The organism is Pseudomonas ulcerans (assembly GCF_036324125.1).
Taxonomy (GTDB): Bacteria; Pseudomonadota; Gammaproteobacteria; order Pseudomonadales; family Pseudomonadaceae; genus Aquipseudomonas; species Aquipseudomonas ulcerans.
In genome coordinates, this window is sequence record NZ_JAZDQN010000054.1 from 23506 (window position 1) to 39224 (window position 15719).

Consider the following 15719-nt stretch of genomic DNA (forward strand, 5'->3'; position numbering starts at 1 on the left):
AAACATTCACGCAGAGAGAATGACTCTATGGATCTGGTCCAGCTGGAGATGTTCAAGGCCGTGGCAGAGCAGGGCAGCATCAGTGCGGCGGCCCAGCATATTCACCGGGTGCCCTCGAACCTGACCACGAGAATCCGACAACTGGAAGAAGAACTGGGCGCCGACCTGTTCATCCGCGAGAAAAGTCGCCTGCGCCTGTCACCGGCCGGGTGGAATTTCCTCGACTATGCGCGGCGCATCCTCGACCTGGTGGCCGAGGCGCGGCAGACCGTTTCCGGCGACGAGCCCCAGGGGCCCTTCGCCCTCGGCTCGCTGGAAAGTACTGCGGCGGTACGCATTCCTGCCGTGCTGGCGGCCTATAACCAGCTCTACGCCAAGGTCGAGCTTGACCTCAGCACCGGTCCCTCGGGGGCGATGATCGACGGCGTGCTCGCCGGGCGCCTGAGCGCGGCCTTCGTCGACGGGCCGGTGCTGCACCCGGCGCTGGAAGGGGTGCCGGTGTTCACCGAGGAAATGGTCCTGATCGCGCCGCTCAACCATGGTCCCATCAGCCGCGCGGCGGAGGTCAACGGCTCTACCATCTATGCCTTCCGCGCCAACTGCTCGTACCGCCATCACTTCGAGAAGTGGTTTTCCCAGGACGGCGCGGTGCCGGGCAAGATCCTCGAAATGGAGTCCTACCACGGCATGCTCGCCTGCGTCAGCGCCGGTGCCGGGCTGGCGCTGATGCCGCGCAGCATGCTCGACAGCATGCCGGGCTGCAGCACGGTCAGCGTCTGGCCGTTGTCGGAGAAATTCCGCTACCTGCGCACCTGGCTGGTGTGGCGGCGGGGCATGGTGTCGCGCTGCCTGGGCAGCTTCGTCGAGCTGCTCAGGGAGCGCGGGGACGTGCTGGACGAGCCGGTCAGCTAGCGGCCACCAGTACCACTCCGTCGAACAGCGCCCGCGCCGTGCGGATCAGACCGCAACTGACGATGCGTCCGCCTTCCTGGTGGATCTCCACGCTGAACTCGCCGCTCGGGTGCTCCACCGACAGCCGCTGCAGCGGACCCGGCTGCAGGTGCGCCAGCGGCCGGGCCACGGTGTCCTCGATCAGGCAGGCGGTGGCCACGCTGACCGCGCCGAACACGCCGATGGAGGCGTGGCAGCGGTGCGGAATGAAGGAGCGGGTGGCGATGCTGCCGCCGGCGCGCGGCGTGGCCACCAGGCACATCTTCGGTACGTTGCGCTGGCTGACATCGCCCAGGTTCATCCGCAGCCCGGCCTGCAGACGGATCGACTCCAGGCGCGCCTTCAGCTCTTGGTCGGCGTCCAGTTGCTCGCGGCTTTCATGGCCGCTGCGCCCCAGGTCTTCAGCCCGCACCAGGACCACCGGCATGCCGTTGTCGATGCAGGTCACCTCGACACCGTCGAAGCGGTCCCTTGGCGACCCGGTCGGCAACAGGCTGCCGCAACTGGAGCCGGCGATATCCTCGAAGGCGATGACGATCGCGGCTCCTGTGCCCGGCACGCCGTCGATGCGGGTGTCGCCGGCATAGCTCACTGCGCCGTTCGGCGTAGCGACAGTCGCCACGGCAAGCTGCCCGGTGTTTTCCATGAAGATCCGCACGCGGGTGCTGTCGCCCTGGATCGGCAGCAGGCCGCGTTCGAGGGCGAACGGACCGACGGCAGCGAGGATATTGCCGCAGTTCTGGCCCTCGTCGACCCGCGCCTCGTCCACCAGCACCTGGGCGAACAGATAGTCGACATCGGCATCGGCGCGGGCACTGCGGCGGATGATCGCGACCTTGCTGGTCAGCGGATCGGCGCCGCCGATGCCGTCGATCTGCCGGGCATCCGGCGAGCCCATCACCGCCAGCAGCAGGCGATCGCGCCGGGCGCGCTCGGCCGGCAGGTCGTCGGCGAGGAAGAAGGCGCCCTTGGAGGTGCCGCCGCGCATCAGCAGGCAGGGGATGCGCAACTGGCTCATAGGCGGTTCTCCAGGTCGGCAAGGCAGTCCAGGTAGACCAGGCCTTTTTCTTCCAGGCGCGGGCGCATGCCATAGATGTCCAGGCCCAGCTCGCCATTGGCCAGGCGCAGGCGCTTCTGCTCTTCCAGCGCGGCACGCCCCAGGCCCGCCTGGGCCACGTCACGGGCCTCGCCACGGCGCACCACCACCACGCCGTCGTCGTCGGCCACCACCACGTCGCCGGGATTGATCAACTGCCCGGCACAGACCAGCGGCAGGTTCACCGAACCGAGGGTTTCCTTGACCGTGCCCTGGGCATTGATACCCCGCGACCACACGGCAAAGCCCATCTCGCGCAGGGTCTGGCTGTCGCGCACACCGGCGTCGATCACCAGGCCACGCACGCCACGAGCCTTGAGCGAGGTTGCCAGCAGGTCGCCGAAGTAACCATCGCTGCATGGCGAGCTGGGCGCCACCACCAGCAGGTCGCCGGGCTGGCACTGCTCCACGGCGACGTGGAACATCCAGTTGTCACCCGGTGCCACCAGCACTGTCACCGCCGAGCCGGCCCGGGCCACGCCTTGCTGGATCGGCCGCAGCTGCGCGCCCAGCAAACCCTTGCGGCCCTGGGCCTCGTGCACGGTGGCGACGCCGAGCTGGCCGAGGGTGTCGATCACCTCCGGCTCGGCGCGGCGGATAGTGCGCACCACGTAGCCGGTCTTGCCGATCAGTTCGCTCATGCCAGGTTCTCCGTCACCCGCGGGAAGATGCTCTGGTAGCCCTCGGCGTAGACGATGTCGCGGCTGGAGGCGATGCCGACGTTGCGCTTGGCCTGCACGCCGCGCTGCAGGGCGACCCGGGTGTAGTACTCCCACAGGTGTTCCTGGCCGGCCATGCACTGGATCGCGGCGTACTTGCGCTCCCAGACCGAGGTGATGTCCAGCAGCACGTCCGGGCGCCATTCGCATTGCTCGGGCTGGTGCGGCTCGAAGCTGTACACCGGCGGCGCGCCGACGATCTTCTCGCCGGGACGGTAGCCTTCGGCCTGGGCGATGATTCGCGCTTCCTGGGCCAGGTGCATGGCCAGGGGGTGGTCGTAGTTGTACGGGTCCTTCAGCGAGTGGCTGAGGACGAATTCCGGTTGCACCCGGCGGAACACGTCGGCGAGGCGAAACAGGGTGTCCTTGTCGGCGCGCATCGGATAGTCGCCGATATCGAAGAACTCGACGCTGGCCCCCAGCACCTCGGCGGCGGCTTCGGCTTCCTGGCGGCGCGCGGCCTTGACCTTGTCCTCGGTCATCTCGCCCTTGCGCCACAGCTTGGCCGACTCGCCGCGTTCGCCGAACGACAGGCAGACGATATGCACCGCATAGCCCTGCTCGGCGTGCAGGGCGATGGCGCCGCCGGCGCGCCAGACGAAATCGGCGGAATGGGCGCTGACCACCAGCGCGGTTTTCGGGGTCGGATTCATGGGGCAAGGCTCCTGCTGGGTTTTGCCCAAGGATGTCAGCCGGGGTGTTGGCGGGGTAATGCGTAGGCCTGAGGGGGGTATGCGTTTTGCTTATTGCCCGTTATAGAAGTCGCGCGCATAGTTCCGGCGCGACGCAACCGTTGTGGGAGCGGGTTCACCCGCGATTGCGATACTGAATTCACCGACGTCATCGCGGGTAAACCCGCTCCCACAGGGGCCGCGTCACACTTTAGATCTGTTCTATGCGCGACAGCGCAGCCTGAAAGGCTGGGCGGATTCCCACAGTGTTCGCGTTGCACCCATGCAGCAATAGCGCTGGTCCATACGCCACAACAAGGAAAACCAGGCACATGCCAACCGACGAACCGATCAACCTGATGCAGGTCCGCGCCTTCGTCCGGGTTGCCGACCTGGGCAGCGTGTCCAGGGCCTGCGAGACGCTGTTCCGCGCCCAGTCGGTGGTGACCCGGGCCATCTCCGAGCTGGAGGCGCGTCTCGCTGTGCCGCTGTTCGAACGCCATGCCAACGGCATGCGCCTGACCACCCAGGGCGAGCATGTACTGCCCCGCGCGCGGCGCGTGCTGGCGGAACTGGACACGGTACCGCGCCTGCTCGGCGCCAGCGCCGACATCGAGCCGCTGTACCTGTTCCAGGCCCGCCGCTTGCAGGTGTTCGCCAAGCTCTGCGAAAGCCGCCACATGCAGACCGTCGCCAGCCATTTCGGCCTCAGCCAGCCGGCGGTCAGCGCGGCGCTCAAGGTGCTGGAAGGGGGGGCCGGGCAGGCCTTGTTCGAGCGCACGCCACGGGGCCTGCAACCGACCCGGGCAAGCCAGGAAATCGTCTTCCCGATCCGCCGGGCATTGAATGAATTGCGCCATATCGATACCGACCTGGATGCCCTGCGCGGCACGCTCCAGGGCGTGGTGCAGGTCGGTGCGCTGCCGCTGGGACGCACGCGGATCCTGCCCGAAGCCATCGTGCGCCTGATCGCCGAACACCCCGGCATCCACGTGATCACCAACGAAAGCCCGTTCGACCTGCTGGCCACCGAGCTGCGGTCGGGGGACGTGGATTTCATCTTCGGCGCACTGCGCGGCAGCAGCTACGCCAGCGACCTGAGTGGCGAGGCGCTGTGGTCGGAGAACATGGTGGTGCTGGCGCGGCGCGAGCACCCGCTGCATGGCCGGCGCCTGGATGCCCGGGCCCTGGCCGATGCGCAATGGGTGCTGCCACGGGCGGGATCGCCGGCGCGGCAGCTGGTGGACGACAGCTTTGCCGCCCAGGGCCTAGCGCCGCCACGACCACGGGTGGAAAGTGCCGACCTGGCGATCATCCGTGGCCTGCTATTGCGCTCGGACATGCTGGCGATCGTCTCGGCGCACCAGCTGGAGCACGAGATCGAACGCGAAGAGCTGCGCATCCTGCCGCTGGCACTGGCCGCCACCACCCGCGCCATCGGCCTCACCTGCCGCACGGCGAGCCTGCACTCGCCGCTGGCCGAGGCGCTGATGGCGACCCTGCGCCAGGTGGTCGCCGAACTGCCGGATCAGAGCAGCTTGAACGGGTAGTTGAAGATCAGGCGGTTCTCGTCGAAGCGGGTGCCGTTGCCCCAGTCGCGGCGCTGGCTGGAGTTGCGCCACTTGACGTTGAGGTTTTTCAGCGGACCGGACTGCACGGTGTAGGCCACCTCGGTCTCGCGGCCCCACTCGCGACCGTCGTCGGTGCTTGCGTTGTGCACGTCGTGGCCTTGCAGGTAGCGGTTCATCAGGGTCAGGCCGGGGATGCCCAGCGCGGCGAAGTCATAGTCGTGGCGCAGTTGCCAGGAGCGCTCGCCGGCGTTCTCGTAGCTGGAGTTGAAGGTGTCGTTGGCCAGCACGCCGCCGCTGGTACCGTTGACCCGGAACCATTCGTCGTCGCCCATCACCTTCTGCAGGCCGAGGTAGAAGGTGCTGCCGCCATGCCGCGCCGAGAACAGCCCGCTGGCCGTACGGTTGTCCAGCTCGCCGGCCCGGGCGGCGCCATCGTCCTTGCCGAGGAACCAGCCGAGGTTGGCGCCCAGCACCCAGTCGCCCACGGGCTGGCTGTGTTGCAGGGTCAGGTAGTGCTGGCGGTAGATGTCCTGCAGTTGCGCGCTCCACAGGCCGACCAGGGTGCGTTCCTGGTTGAAGCGCAGCTCGCCGCCGGCGAAGTTGAAGCGGTCGGAGGTGAAGCCCGGACGGTTGAACAGCGACATGTTCTCGCGGCTGGCGTCGTTGCGCGGGCTGTTCTGGCGCATCTGCCCGCCATACAGGGTCAGGCCGTCGATCTCCCGCGAGGTGACCTGCGCCCCCTGGAACGTCTGCGGCAGCGAACGGGCGTCGTCCGAGCGCAGGATCGGCAGCACCGGCGACCATTCGCCGACCTTCAGTTCGGTCTTCGAGAAGCGCACCTTGCCGGCCACCGCCATGCGTCCGTAATCGTCGGCCGGGTGGCCGCCGTCGTGGACCGGCAGCAACTGGGTATTGGTGGTGCCCTGGCCACCGTCCAGCTTGAGGCTGTACAGCCCCAGTACATCCAGGCCGAAGCCGACGGTGCCCTGGGTAAAGCCGGATTTCGCGTCGAGGATGAAGCTTTGCGTCCATTCCTCGGCCTTGCCCTGGCTGGTGGCATCGACGAAGTTGCGGTTGAGGTAGAAGTTGCGCAGGGTCAGGGTGCTGCTGGCGTCATCGATGAAACCGGCGGCCAGGGCCGGCAGCGGCAGGGCGCAGGCCACGGCCAGGGTGTTGAGGCGGAACAAGCGGCGAGTGGTGTTCATTGTTGTTGTTATTCCATGCGTTGGACACGGCGCTGCCGCCCGGCGCAGGTTGCGCAGGCAGGCGACGCCAGGGGGTTATCGCCCCGGCGAGCGGGGCGAGGGATGGTTCAGTCGGCCTTGCCGGCGACCGAGTACAGCACTTGCTGGTTGCGGGTCTTCATGAAGTCCTGGAGGCTCTGGCCGCGCATGGCGGCGTAGATGTCCAGGTTGGAGATGCCCAGCACCGCGCCGAGCTTTTCCAGGACGAAGAAGATCGCGCCGTAGTGGATCAGCCCGCGCCAGTCGCGGCGGCGCAGCAGGTCGCGCTCTTCTGCGCTGAGTCCGGCTTCTTCGTACATCGCTTCCGGCTCCTGCAGGAAGCGCGCGCGCCAGGCCGGCTCGATCATGCGGTGGAGGAACTTGTTCAGGCGATAGCCGCGGGCGCTGCGCTCCAGGGTGAAGGGGTAGGTGCCTTCAAGCTGTTCCGCACCGGCCAGTTGATGGCCCATGTGCGCCAGGTGCCGGGCGTTGACCTCGGCCGGCAGCGGGCGATCACGGTTCTCCAGGAGCAGGGTGGCGATGCCGGTCATCGACGGCAGGTAGTAGTCGTAGTGCAGTTGCTCGACATTGGCCGACAGGGCGCCGCGCATGATCAGCCAGGTGATCACCTCCGCGCCTTCCATGCCGCCCAGGCGGGCGTATTCGGCCTGGGTCAGGCGGGTCAGTTGCTGCGGGTCGTTGACGAACAGGTCGATGAACTGCGCGTCCCATTCCGGATTGTTGAAGCCGCAGCGCTCGCCATGCACCTGGTGCGACACCCCGCCGGTGGCGACGATGGCCACCTTGAGGTCTTCCGGGTAGCTTTCGATGGCCCGGCGCAGGGCCTGGCCGAGCTTGTAGCAGCGCGCTGCGCTGGGGATCGGGAATTGCAGCACGCCGACCTGCAGCGGCACGATCTGCACCGGCCAGCCTTCTTCGCAGGGCAGCAGCGCCGACATCGGCGAGAAGAAGCCGTGGTCCAGCGGCTTGTCGCGGAAGAAGCTCATGTCGAACTCGTCGGCCATCAGGCTCTGGCCGATATGCCGGGACAGCGCCGCATGGCCGCCGATGGCCGGCAGGTCACGCGGGTTGCCGCCTTCGTCGGCGACGCCGTACTGCTCGTCGACACCCAGGGCGAAGGCGCTGTAGTGGTCGAAGAAGAACGAGGTGACGTGGTCGTTGAAGATGTAGAACAGCACATCCGGCCGGCGCGCCTGGAGCCAGGCCTTGACTGGCTCGAAGCTCTCGAAGATCGGCGCCCAGGCGGCTTCCTCCTGCTTGTCGTGGTCGATGGCGAAGCCGATGGTCGGGGTGTGGGAGACGGCGAGTCCGCCGATGATGCGTGCCATGACGAGGTCCTTGATCGTTGAAAGTTAGTGCGCCAGCAGTGCCTGGCCGGCGCGGCGCCGCGCATGGCCGTTGACGAGGATGGCAGCGGCGGCGATGAACGCCGGGGTGCCCAGCAGGGTGAACAGCAGTGGCAAGCCGAGGCCCAGGCTGAGCACCGCGCCGCCGACCAGCGAGCCGAAGATCGCGCCGAAACGTCCGATACCCAGCATCCAGCTTACGCCGGTGGCGCGGAAGTCGGTGGGGTAGTAGCCGGGGGCGAAGGCATTCAGGCCGGTCTGTGCGCCGCTCATGCAGAAGCCGGCGGCCAGTACGCCCACGGCCAGCAGGCTGGATTCCAGGCTCAGGGCGCCGAGCAGGAGGATGCACAGGCCGCCCAGCACATAGGCACTGGCGATCACCCCGTTGGGGTTGCGCTTGTCCATGATCCAGCCCACCACCAGCGCACCCACGGTGCCGCCGATCTGGAACAGGCCGGTGATGGTGGCGGCGCGTTCGATGCTCAGGCCGCTGTCGCGCAGCAGGGTCGGCAGCCAGCCCATGGTCAGGTAGATCACCAGCAGGCCCATGAAGTAGGTCAGCCACAGGGCCAGGGTGCCCAGGCGGTAACGCGGGATGAACAGCTGGCTTACCGGCGCCTTGCCTTGCAGCGGCGGCTCGGCGACGTAGAAGCGGGTATCGCTGGCGAAGCGCCCGCCGAGCTTGCCCAGGGCCTTGGCGATCTGGCTCGACGGAGCGCCGCGCACGGCGAGGAAGTGCGCCGACTCCGGCAACAGCGCCCAGAGGAACGGCAGCAGCATCAGCGGCAGGATGCCTCCCGCCAGCAGTACCGCTTGCCAGCCATGGAGCGGAATCAGCCACGCAGCGAGGAAACCACCGGCGCCGGAACCGAGGTTGAAACCGGTGAACATCAGGGTGATCAGCAACGAGCGGTTGCGTTCGGGCAGATATTCGCTGAGCAGGGTGGTGCAGTTGGGCAGGGCGGCGCCGAGGGCGATGCCGATCAGCAGGCGCAGCCCGGCCAGTTCCCAGGGATTGCGGGCGAAGGCACAGCCGAGGCTGAGCAGGGCAAAGCCGGTGACCGCGATCAGCAGTACCTTCTTGCGCCCGAGACGGTCGGCGTAGGGGCCGGCGGTCAGTGCGCCGATGGCCAGTCCGACCATGCCGGCGCTCATCACCGGGCCGAAGGCGGCGCGGGACAGTCCCCACTCCTGCATCAGCGACGGGGCGATAAAGCCCATGACCGCGACGTCGAAGCCGTCGAACAGCACGATCAGGAAACACAGGCCGAGGATCAGCCACTGGTAGCCCGCCACGGGGCGGTTGTCGATCCACGCCTTGACGTCGACAGATTCATTGAGCATTCGGATTCACCTTTTGTTTTTGTAAGGGTGAACAACGCGCCAGCCTTCGAAAACATTGACGGCTGGCGCTGAGCCACCTGGCCGCCATGGGGCGAGGTTTGACTCTAAGGCCGAATGCGTGGGGGATGCCTCTGGGAAATCCTTAAGCGGATATCGAATATGTTTATAGGGTCTCTGTTGCGCTACTTGTGACGCCCAGCAGGCGCAGGGCCAGCTGGTGGAAATGGGCATGCAGGCGTGGCGCGTTCCAGGTGTCTGCCAGCTGGCGCAGGGCATGGGCGCCGCCAAGCAGGGCCATGATCGCCACGGCGGCGTCCTGGGCCTCGCGGCGTGGCAAACCGTCGCGTTCCAGCAGGCGTTGCAACTGGCCGCCCAGGCCGGGGGCGTGGCGCTCCAGCCACTGCCGTTGCTCGCCGGGCAGGTGGCGGACCTCGTGTTCGAGGATCAGCGACTCCGCCGGGTTGGCGGCTTGCCGGTCGAGGACAAAGGCGATGAACGCGCGTAGCTTGCCGGCTTTACTCGTGGCGCGGGAGCGGGCTTTCCAGGCGGCGTCGCGCTGCTGGTGCAGGTCGAGCAGGACGTACAGCAGCAGTTCCTGCTTGCCGGCGACATGGTGGTAGAGGCTGCCGGGCAGCAGCCCGGCGCGGCTGGCCAGCTGGCGCATGGACATGGCGCCGTAGCCGACCTCGGCCAGCAGGTCGCGGGCGGCGTCGAGGATGTAGCGGGCGCATTGCGGCGACTGGGTTGCAGTCTGGGGCATGGCAAGGTCTCCGTTACGAACGGTTCTTGTGGGTGTACCTCGTGGGAGCGAGCTTGCTCGCGAAGGGCTGCAAAGCGGCCCCAAAACCTGCCATGTCAATGTTCCAGGATGAATTGGACCAACCAGGCACTGAATCCGAAATGTCATCTGAAAGAGAGTCGTGCTGGATGGTCTTGGGGCCGCTGTGCGGCCCTTCGCGAGCGAGCTCGCTCCCACGGGTTTATCCGGCCCGTTGCAGGATCGCCCGGGCCCGGGCGATCACCGGCGCGTCGACCATCTGCCCGTCGAGCACGAACACCCCGGCGCCGCTGGCGGCCGCGGCATCGACCCGTCGCGCCCAGTCCAGTTCCTCCTGGCTCGGACGCAGCGCCTGGTGGATCACCGCGACCTGCGCCGGGTGAATGCACAAGGCGCCGCCGAAGCCCATGTCCCGGGCGAACTCCACGCTTTCCCGCAGCCCCTCGCTGTCGCCGATATCCGGATGCACGCCGTCCAGCGCCGGGGCCAGCCCGGCCACGCGGCTGTGCAGCAGCACCGCGTAGCGGGCCTGGTCGAGCACCTGGCCGGCGGCGCGGCTGGCCTGGCGCAGGTTGAGGTCGAGGCCGAGGTCGAGGCTGCCGAACGACAGGCGCTCAACGCCCTCGCACTGCGCCAGCTCGGCCACGGCAGCGAGGCCCCTGGCGCTCTCGATGATCGGCCAGACCGGTTTGCCGGTCAGTCGGGCCAGGGCTATCTGGGCCGGTGTCTCCGCCTTGGGCAGGAGGATGCCGATGACGCCGGGATATCGCCGGCAGAGCGCCAGGTCGGCTTCATGGGCCCAGTGCCCGGGAGCATTGACCCGCACCAGCAGGCGCGCGTCGCCATGGTTGGCCAGGTACTGGTCGAGGTTGTCCCGGGCCTGTTCCTTGAGGGCTTCCTCCACGGCGTCCTCAAGGTCGACGATGACCCGGTCGGCGCCGCTGGCCAGGGCCTTGGCGATGCGTTCCGGGCGGGTTGCCGGGACGAACAGTGCGCTGCGGATCACCTTCATGCCGAGGCCTCCATGACGAATTCGATTTCACCCAGTTGCGCGCTGCCCTCCTGGTTGCCGGCCCAGACCTGCGCCTTGCCCGGTTCGACGATACGTCCGCCAACCTCGAAAGGCGTTGGTGCGATCAGCGGGCGCACACCGCGGAAGCTGAAGCGGCGCACCTGCAGTCCAGGGTGGGCACGCAGGAAGGCGCGCAGGTTGAGGGTGGCGATCAGCGGGCCGTGCACCACCAGCCCTGGATAGCCTTCGGTCGCGGTGACATAGGGCCAGTCGTAGTGGATGCGATGGCCGTTGAAAGTCACCGCCGAATAGCGGAATAGCAGGGTAGGCGAGGGCTCGACCGCTTCGCGCCATTCGCTTGGCGGCAGTGGATCGGTGCCACCCAGCTTGGGCGGTGTCGGCTCGCGGTAGACGATGTCCTGCTCGTCGAGCAACACGCATTCGCCGTCCTGGTAGAACTCGTGGCGCACGGTGACGAACAGCAGCGAGCCGGTGCGTCCGTGCTTTTCCTTGACCTTGAGGATGGTCGACAGGCGGTCCACCTCGGCGCCGACCCGCAGCGGCCGGCGGAACTCCAGGCGACTGCCGGCCCACATGCGGTTGCGCCCGTCCGCCGGCGGCAGGAAGCCGCCGCGGGCGGGATGGCCGTCGGCGCCAAGGCCGTGTTCCGCCACCGGCTCCTGGAAGAACGCCCAGTGCCACAGGGGTGGCAGGGCTTCGCCGGGGGCCGGCGCGGGTTCACTCAAGGTCGCGGCGATGCGCTTGACCAGGTTGTGGCTGATCTGGTCGCGGCTTTCTTCGACCCGGCCAATCCAGGCACGGGGGTCAGGCTTGTTCATGGGCGCTACTCCGGAAAAGGGCTGGTCATCAGATGGCGCCATCGGCGCGCAGGCTGGCGATGCGTTCGGCATCGAGGCCGAGTTCGCCGAGCAGTCGTTCGGTGTGCTCGCCCAGCGCCGGGACCGGGTCCATGCGCGGGCTGAAGGCATTGCTGCTGGCCGGCGGCAACAGGGCCGGAATGGCTTCCGCCGAGGTCTGCACCTGGCGCCAGCGCTGGCGTGCCTGCAACTGCGGGTGCTGCCACACGCCCTGCATGTCGTTGACCCGGGCATTGGCGATCTGCGCCCGCTCCAGGCGCGCGATCACCTGGTCGAAGGTCAGCGGCGCAAAGGCCGCGACGATCAGCGCCCGCAGCGCCTCGCGGTTTTCCACCCGGCGGAAGTTGGCATCGAAACGTTCGTCCGTCGCCAGCTCCGGGCGCTCCAGCACCGTGTTGCAGAACCCTTGCCACTCACGCTCGTTCTGCAGGCCGAGCATCACCGTGCTGCCGTCGCCGATGGGGAAGGGCCCGTAAGGGTAGATGGTGGCGTGGGCGGCGCCGGCCCGTGGCGGTGGCGGCGCACCTTCGTAGGCGTAGTACAGCGGGTAGTTCATCCACTCCACCAGGCTTTCCAGCATCGACACGTCGACATGGCTGCCGCTGCCGGTCTTGTCGCGTAGCAGCAGGGCCGAGAGGATGCCGGTGTAGCCATACATGCCGGCCGCGATATCGGCGATGGAGCAACCGGCCTTGGCCATGGCGTCCTCACCGGGGCCGCCGGTGACCGAGAGGAAGCCGCCTTCGCTCTGGATCAGCAGGTCGTAGGCTTTCTTGTCCTGGTAGGGACCGCCCACGCCGTAGCCGGAAATATCGCAGACGATCAGCCGGGGAAAACGCTCGTGCAGTGCCTCGAACGACAGGCCCAGGCGCGCGGCGGCGCCCGGGGCGAGGTTCTGCACCAGCACGTCGGCCTCGCCGAGCAGGCGCTGCAGCACTTCGCCGGCGGCGTCCTGCTTGAGGTCCAGGGTCAGGCTCTGCTTGGAGCGGTTGGTCCAGACGAAGTGCGAGGCCAGGCCGTTGACGCGCTGGTCGTAGCCGCGGGCGAAGTCGCCTGTTCCCGGACGTTCCACCTTGATCACCCGGGCGCCGAGGTCGGCCAGCTGGCGGGTGCAGAAGGGCGCGGCGATGGCATGTTCAAGGCTGACCACGGTGATGCCGTCGAGGGGGCGCGGAGCTGTGGGCTGGAGCATCGTGTTGTTCTCTCTGTTCAGCGTCACGGGTTCAGAACGACCGCGGCAGTTCCAGCAGGTGCTCGGCCACGTAGGACAGGATCAGGTTGGTGGAGATCGGCGCTACCTGGTACAGGCGGGTCTCGCGGAACTTGCGCTCGACGTCGTATTCATTGGCGAAGCCGAAGCCACCGTGGGTCTGCAGGCAGGCGTTGGCCGCTTCCCAGCTGGCCTTGGCCGCCAGGTACTTGGCCATGTTCGCCGCCGCCCCGGCATTGCGCCCGCTGTCGTATTCCTCGCAGGCGCGCCAGCGCATCAGGTCGGCCGCCTCGATCTCGATATGGGCCTCGGCGATGGGGAACTGCACGCCCTGGTTCTGCCCGATGGGGCGGCCGAACACCACGCGGTCGCGGGCGTACTGGCTGGCCTTCTCGACGAACCAGCGGCCATCGCCGATGCACTCGGCGGCGATCAGCGTGCGCTCGGCATTGAGGCCGTCGAGGATGTAGCGGAAACCCTTGCCTTCCTCGCCGATCAGGCTGCTGGCGGGGATCTCCAGGTTGTCGAAGAACAGCTCGTTGGTCTCGTGGTTGACCAGGTTGGCGATGGGCTGCACGGTCAGGCCGTTGCCGATGGCTTCGCGCAGGTCGACGAGGAAGATCGACATGCCGTCGACCTTCTTCTGCACCTCGGCCAGCGGCGTGGTGCGCGCCAGCAGGATCATCAGGTCGGAATGCTGCACCCGCGAGATCCACACCTTCTGGCCGTTGATCACGTACTTGTCGCCACGGCGCACCGCGGTGGTCTTGATCTTCGTCGTGTCGGTGCCGGTGGTGGGCTCGGTGACGCCCATGGACTGCAGGCGCAGTTCGCCGCTGGCCAGCTTCGGCAGGTAGTAGGCCTTCTGCTCGGCGCTGCCGTTCCTGAGCAGGGTGAACATGTTGTACATCTGCCCATGGATGGTCCCGGAATTGCCACCGCAGTAGTTCACCTCTTCGAGGATCACCGAGGCCTCGGCCAGGCCCAGGCCGGAGCCGCCGAATTCCTCGGGGATCATCGCCGAGAGCCAACCGGCCTCGGTCATGGCGCTGACGAAGGCTTCGGGAAAGCCTTTTTCTTCGTCGATCCGGCGCCAGTATTCGGCGGGAAATTCGGCGCAGAGGGCGCGCACGCCTTCGCGGATGGCGTTCAGTTGTTCGTCGTTGCGAGTGTTCATTGTTGTTGTCCTCGAAGGGAGACGCGAGCGCCGACGGGCGTCGTGGGCGTGCCGGCGCTCGCGTCCCGGCAGGCGATTCAGAGCGGTTGCAGGCCCAGGGCGGCGCGGAAGCGGTTCTTGATGTAGTGCCCGTCGCGTGGTGGCAGTACCCGCGGCAGGTTCTCGGCCTTGATCTTCACGGTCGCCAGTTTCAGGCCATCGCGGGCGGCGGCCCGTTCACGCAGGGCGTGGACACCGTCCAGGTCGCGGATCTCGTCGGTCCAGGCGAAGCCGCAGGTCCGGGCCACCTGGTCCAGGTGCACGCCGAAGCCGGCGTGGCTGACCTGCATGCCGGTCTCGCCGAAGTGACCGTTGTCGAGCACGGCGACGGTGAGGTTGGCCGGTTGCTGCAGGGCCACGGTGGCGAGGGCGCCGAGGCCCATCAGCAGTTCGCCGTCACCGGTGATCACCAGGACCTGCTTGTCCGGTTGCGCGTTGGCCAGGCCGAGACCGACGGTCAGGGCGCTGCCCATGGCGGCCCACAGGTAGTAATTGTTGGCATGGTCGCCGGCCGCCATGACGTCGTAGGAGGCCGAGCCCAGGCCCGTGACCACCAGCAGGTCGCTGCGATCGGCCAGCAGGGTACGCACCACCTCGCGGCGGCACAGCGTGTGGTTGGCGCTTACTTGACCCATTTCTTTTCTCCGATCAGGCGCTGGCCGAGCAGCAGGGCGGTGGCGGAATCGCCGTTGAAGGCCATGGTCGCGGCGCCGTGCAGCAGCGGGGCGACGTCGGCGGGGACATCGGCGCGCCAGGTCATCACGTTCATCAGTTGCAGGGCGCGTTCGGTGGCCTGACCCATGGGGTTCTGCCAGGCGTTGAACTCGGCCCAGTCGCCGCGCATGGTCACCACCATCAGCAGCGGGAAGCCGGCGCAGACCTGCAGGGCCAGGGTGTTGATGCAGTTGCCGACGCCGCTGGACTGCATCAGCAGGGCGCCGCGCTCGCCGCCGAGCCAGGCGCCGGCGAGGTAGCCGATGCCTTCTTCCTCGGTGGTCAGGACCACGGCCTTGATGTCCGGGTCCGCGTAGGACATGCGGATCGCCGCCGAATGGCCGGCGTCCGGGACGAACACCACGTGTTTCACATCGTGGGCCTTGAGCACGCGGAACACGTCCTCCTGCCAGTCCTGTCCCACGGTTGGTTCTGTTTCCAGCGTTGACATGCCAGTCTCCCAAGCAGTGCTGTTTTTGTGTTTCAGCTCATTCTGGGATGGCCGGGCGGCGGCGACGACTACCGTTTTTCTCTTTGAGATATGCCGGATTTCTATAGCTGGAGGGTGTTGGCGGCCTTGCCGGTGCGGCGGCGATAACCGCAGGACATGGCTGCGGCGTCCATAGCGTCGGGGCATAGCTGGTATGCCCCGGCGGGCCTTGGTGGGTGGGGAAGCGCTGGGTAACGTGCGGACCAGCGCCGTCGACTGGTCATGCGCTGTCTGAGTATGCGGTTTTTGTGGTGCTGATGCTGCGTGCATATCCGGGCACGGCGGTGACCCCGCCGGCCCTTTCCGCCTTTACGGCGGCTTACTTTTTTCTTGGAAAAAGTAAGCAAAACCGCCTGCTCCTGCATCCGGCCCTACGCTACGCTCCGGGTCCCCTCCCTCCGGTGTCTTGCAGGGGCTGCGCGGCCTACGATTTGCTGCGCAAATCTTCATCTCGCGTCTTCGGCTATCGCCGACGGCTA

General features: G+C 67.4%; 15 protein-coding genes. 2 read left to right on the plus strand and 13 right to left on the minus strand.

The features are described from left to right. The first annotated feature begins 27 nt into the window (after positions 1 to 27). Positions 28 to 912, plus strand: a complete 885-nt coding sequence (gene ptrR / locus V0R59_RS28580) for a putrescine utilization regulator PtrR (protein WP_330077858.1) — start codon at positions 28 to 30, stop codon at positions 910 to 912. On the opposite strand, the gene V0R59_RS28585 is transcribed toward ptrR, so the two are convergent. The 3 genes from V0R59_RS28585 to galB are packed head-to-tail and all read right to left on the minus strand — an operon-like array spanning position 905 to position 3419. Further along, positions 905 to 1969: a 4-oxalomesaconate tautomerase gene (locus tag V0R59_RS28585; protein ID WP_330077857.1), complete on the minus strand. Its 1065-nt coding sequence runs from the start codon at positions 1967 to 1969 to the stop codon at positions 905 to 907. The genes ptrR and V0R59_RS28585 overlap by 8 nt on opposite strands. Further along, positions 1966 to 2688 (minus strand): 4-carboxy-4-hydroxy-2-oxoadipate aldolase/oxaloacetate decarboxylase, encoded by a 723-nt coding sequence (locus tag V0R59_RS28590; RefSeq protein ID WP_330077856.1) that lies wholly within the window; start codon positions 2686 to 2688, stop codon positions 1966 to 1968. Before V0R59_RS28590 ends, V0R59_RS28585 begins: the two co-directional genes overlap by 4 nt. Next, complete coding sequence (gene galB, locus V0R59_RS28595; RefSeq protein ID WP_330077855.1) at positions 2685 to 3419, minus strand: 4-oxalmesaconate hydratase; 735 nt, start codon at positions 3417 to 3419, stop codon at positions 2685 to 2687. Before galB ends, V0R59_RS28590 begins: the two co-directional genes overlap by 4 nt. Positions 3420 to 3769: 350 nt before the next feature. Here galB and V0R59_RS28600 point away from each other — a divergent pair, with 350 nt between their 5' ends. Then, the gene (locus V0R59_RS28600) at positions 3770 to 4987 is read left to right on the plus strand and encodes a LysR family transcriptional regulator (protein WP_330077854.1); all 1218 of its coding nucleotides are present in this window, start codon (positions 3770 to 3772) and stop codon (positions 4985 to 4987) included. Here the strand turns inward: V0R59_RS28600 and V0R59_RS28605 are convergent. The 10 genes from V0R59_RS28605 to V0R59_RS28650 all read right to left on the minus strand — a co-directional run bounded on the left by V0R59_RS28605 (position 4966) and on the right by V0R59_RS28650 (position 15201). After that, complete coding sequence (locus V0R59_RS28605) at positions 4966 to 6213, minus strand: OprD family porin (protein ID WP_330077853.1); 1248 nt, start codon at positions 6211 to 6213, stop codon at positions 4966 to 4968. The two genes, V0R59_RS28600 and V0R59_RS28605, sit on opposite strands and share 22 nt — an antisense overlap. Positions 6214 to 6320: 107 nt before the next feature. Beyond that, positions 6321 to 7580, minus strand: coding sequence for a gallate dioxygenase (locus V0R59_RS28610; protein WP_330077852.1), 1260 nt, complete (start codon positions 7578 to 7580; stop codon positions 6321 to 6323). Between the two features lie 24 nt (positions 7581 to 7604). Then, the gene (locus tag V0R59_RS28615) at positions 7605 to 8942 is read right to left on the minus strand and encodes an MFS transporter (protein ID WP_330077851.1); all 1338 of its coding nucleotides are present in this window, start codon (positions 8940 to 8942) and stop codon (positions 7605 to 7607) included. Between the two features lie 163 nt (positions 8943 to 9105). Beyond that, positions 9106 to 9702, minus strand: coding sequence for a TetR/AcrR family transcriptional regulator (locus tag V0R59_RS28620; protein ID WP_330077850.1), 597 nt, complete (start codon positions 9700 to 9702; stop codon positions 9106 to 9108). 220 nt (positions 9703 to 9922) lie between these two features. After that, on the minus strand, positions 9923 to 10732 hold the full coding sequence (locus V0R59_RS28625; RefSeq protein WP_330077849.1) for an HpcH/HpaI aldolase/citrate lyase family protein: 810 nt from the start codon (positions 10730 to 10732) through the stop codon (positions 9923 to 9925). Next, positions 10729 to 11571: an FAS1-like dehydratase domain-containing protein gene (locus tag V0R59_RS28630; RefSeq protein WP_330077848.1), complete on the minus strand. Its 843-nt coding sequence runs from the start codon at positions 11569 to 11571 to the stop codon at positions 10729 to 10731. The genes V0R59_RS28625 and V0R59_RS28630 overlap by 4 nt, the downstream gene beginning before the upstream one ends. 28 nt (positions 11572 to 11599) lie before the next feature. Next, entirely contained in the window at positions 11600 to 12802 is a 1203-nt protein-coding gene (locus tag V0R59_RS28635) for a CaiB/BaiF CoA transferase family protein (protein ID WP_330077847.1), read from the minus strand. Positions 12803 to 12833: 31 nt separating this feature from the next. Further along, positions 12834 to 13997, minus strand: coding sequence for an acyl-CoA dehydrogenase family protein (locus V0R59_RS28640; RefSeq protein ID WP_330077846.1), 1164 nt, complete (start codon positions 13995 to 13997; stop codon positions 12834 to 12836). A gap of 77 nt (positions 13998 to 14074) precedes the next feature. Continuing rightward, the gene (locus tag V0R59_RS28645) at positions 14075 to 14671 is read right to left on the minus strand and encodes a thiamine pyrophosphate-dependent enzyme (protein ID WP_330077845.1); all 597 of its coding nucleotides are present in this window, start codon (positions 14669 to 14671) and stop codon (positions 14075 to 14077) included. After that, a complete protein-coding gene (locus V0R59_RS28650) occupies positions 14659 to 15201 on the minus strand; it encodes a thiamine pyrophosphate-binding protein (RefSeq protein WP_330077844.1) in 543 nt (180 codons plus the stop codon). Before V0R59_RS28650 ends, V0R59_RS28645 begins: the two co-directional genes overlap by 13 nt. Between the last annotated feature and the right edge of the window lie 518 nt (positions 15202 to 15719).